This window comes from Burkholderia sp. HMSC10F09 (genome assembly GCF_001806955.1).
In the GTDB taxonomy this organism is placed as follows: domain Bacteria; phylum Pseudomonadota; class Gammaproteobacteria; order Burkholderiales; family Burkholderiaceae; genus Burkholderia; species Burkholderia multivorans.
The window spans coordinates 1-2,570 of sequence record NZ_KV786881.1 but is presented as its reverse complement, the minus strand read 5'-3'; the positions used below and the strand labels follow the sequence as shown (position 1 = coordinate 2,570).

At 72.7% G+C, this 2,570-nt stretch carries 3 protein-coding genes; all 3 read left to right on the top strand.

The window, feature by feature from the left end; translation table 11 throughout:
- Positions 1-989, top strand: a 989-nt coding sequence (locus HMPREF3115_RS24760; protein ID WP_006408739.1) for an ABC transporter permease, incomplete at its 5' end; no start/stop codon positions are given.
- Entirely contained in the window at positions 983-1,783 is an 801-nt protein-coding gene (locus HMPREF3115_RS24755; RefSeq protein WP_059939546.1) for an ABC transporter ATP-binding protein, read from the top strand. The genes HMPREF3115_RS24760 and HMPREF3115_RS24755, both read left to right, overlap by 7 nt.
- Positions 1,784-1,842: 59 nt before the next feature.
- On the top strand, positions 1,843-2,570 hold a 728-nt coding region (locus HMPREF3115_RS24750; RefSeq protein WP_141751733.1), incomplete at its 3' end, for a c-type cytochrome.

Genomic DNA, 2,570 nt, shown 5'->3' with positions numbered 1-2,570 from the left:
CATCCGCGGCCGACGCGCGGCGCACGCGCGTGTGGCCCGCCGGCATCGCGGCCGCGCTCGCATGGACGCTGCTCGCGGCCGTCACGCAGCTGTGGCCGAACCGCGTCGTCGGCTTCACCGATTGGGCCTACACGGACACGTTCGCGATCGCCGCCGGCGCGTTCGCCGTGCTGCTGCTCGTCGCCGCGACGCTCGGGCCGCTCGTGCGGGCCGTACGCGCGCCGCTCGCGCGCGTGCACGGTGCGGGCCCCTGGCTCGTCGCGCTGCCGCTCGTGCTCGCCGCCTGGGAAATCGCGACCGCAAAGACCGGCTGGCTGCCTACGCCGTTCTTCGCGCCGCCGCAGGCGTTGATCGAGGTCTACGTCGACGATTGGCCGCGCCTCGCGGGCAGCGCCGTCAACACGCTGAAACTGCTCGCGCTCGGTTTCGCGTACGGCGTCGCCGTCGGCTTCGCGGTCGGCGTGTCGATCGGCTGGTCGCGCCGCATCGGCTACTGGGTGCATCCCGTGCTGCGCGTGCTCGGCCCCGTGCCGGCCACCGCGCTGCTGCCGCTGACGTTCTACTTCTTCCCGACCAGCTATTCGGCCGCCGCGTTCCTGATCGCGCTGGCCACCGGCTTTCCGGTCGCCGTGCTCACGTGGTCGGGCGTCGCGAGCGTGAACCGGCAGTACTACGACGTCGCGCGCACGTTCGGCGCGAGCGCGCGCTTCCTCGTGCTGCGCGTCGCGATTCCGGCCGCGCTGCCGCACGTGTTCGTCGGCATCTTCATGGGACTCAGCGCGTCGTTCACGGTGCTCGTCGTCGCCGAAATGATGGGCGTGAAATCGGGGCTCGGCTGGTATCTGAGCTGGGCGCAGGGCTGGGCGTCGTACGTGAACATGTATGCGGCGCTGATCGTGATGGCGCTGCTGTTTTCCGGCCTGATCGCGCTGCTGTTCGCGCTGCGCGACCGCGTGCTCGCCTGGCAAAAGGGAACCGTCCAATGGTAAGCGCCGCCCCCGCCATTACGCCCGCCGTTGCCGCGCCGCGCGGCGCGCGCATCGACATTCGTCGCGTGAGCCATGCATTCGACGGCCCCGACGGCTCGCTGCCGGTGCTCGACGACGTGTCGCTGTCGGTCGGCGCCGGCGAATTCGTCGCGCTGCTCGGGCCGAGCGGCTGTGGCAAGTCGACGCTGCTGCGGCTCGTCGCCGGCCTCGACGCCGCGCGCGCCGGCACGATCGCGCAGGACGGCGTGCCGATCGCGCGCCCCGACCCGTCGCGCATCGTCGTGTTCCAGGATCCGACGCTCTACCCGTGGCGCCGCGTCCGCGCCAACGTCGCGCTCGGCCTCGAAGCGCGCGGCATGGCACGCACGGCGCAGCATCGTGTCGACGACGCGCTCGCGCGCGTCGGGCTGCAGGCGTTCTCGAACGCGTTTCCGCACCAGCTGTCCGGCGGGATGGCGCAGCGCGTCGCCCTCGCCCGCGCGCTCGTCAACGATCCGCGCCTGCTGATCCTCGACGAGCCGCTCGGCAAGCTCGATTCGCTGACGCGGCTGACGATGCAGGCCGAGCTGACCGCGCTGTGGCAACGCGACGGTTTCTCCGCGCTGCTCGTTACGCACGACGTCGAGGAAGCGCTGTTCCTCGCGCAGCGCGTGATCGTGTTCGGGCCGCGTCCCGCGCGCATCGTCGCCGAACTGCAGGTGGACCTGCCGTATCCGCGCCATCGCGGCGACCCACGCCTCGCAGCGCTGCGTCACGAAGCGCTGCGCCATCTCGGGCTCGATGCGAGCTGGTAGATGCGGGCTGTCGTTCGCCGGGTAGACCGCATCGGCCGTGCGCGGCAATCGGAGCGCCGATGACGGTGCCGCCGTTCGCCGACTGGGCGCTCGTGTTCCTGCAGTCGCTGTATCGCGCGCAGGTCGCGCTCGCGCGCGCGTTGCACGCGGTCGGCCTGACCGGCGACGCCGACGGACAGGCCGCGTGGCCGTGGGCACGGCGGATCGCGCTCGAGACGTTGCGCATCGATGCGGGACTCACGCGACAGCTGGCGCTCGCCTGTGCGGCGACGGCGCTCGCGGTGGCGCTCGGCTGCGTCGCGGTCGCTTCGCGCAGATGGCGCGTGACCGCAGCGATCGGCGCGCTCGCGCTCGCGTGGTGCACGCCGTGGCCGCCCGCGTCGCTGTGGCTTGCGCCGGCCGTGCCGACGAGTTTCCAGCGCAGCCCGGTGCCGTTTTCGGTCGCGACCGTGATGCACGGCGCAAATCTGTATGCGCGGCACTGTGCGGCCTGTCACGGCGCGGACGGCCGCGGCGAAGGGCCGCTCGCCGCGACGCTCGCGCATTGGCCGCCGACCTTCGCGGGCACGCTGCTCGCGCGGCGACTCGACGGCGAGCTGTATTGGCACGTGCGGCACGGCATGCGCGACGCGCACGATGCGCCGTCGATGCCCGGCTTCGCCGCGACGCTCGATGCCGCCGACACGTGGGCCGTGCTCGATTACCTGAAAGCGCTGTCGGCCGGCAGCGGCGCGCGGACGGCCGGCGCGTGGCCGGTGCCGGTCCCGCTGCCGGCACTCGACGTGCG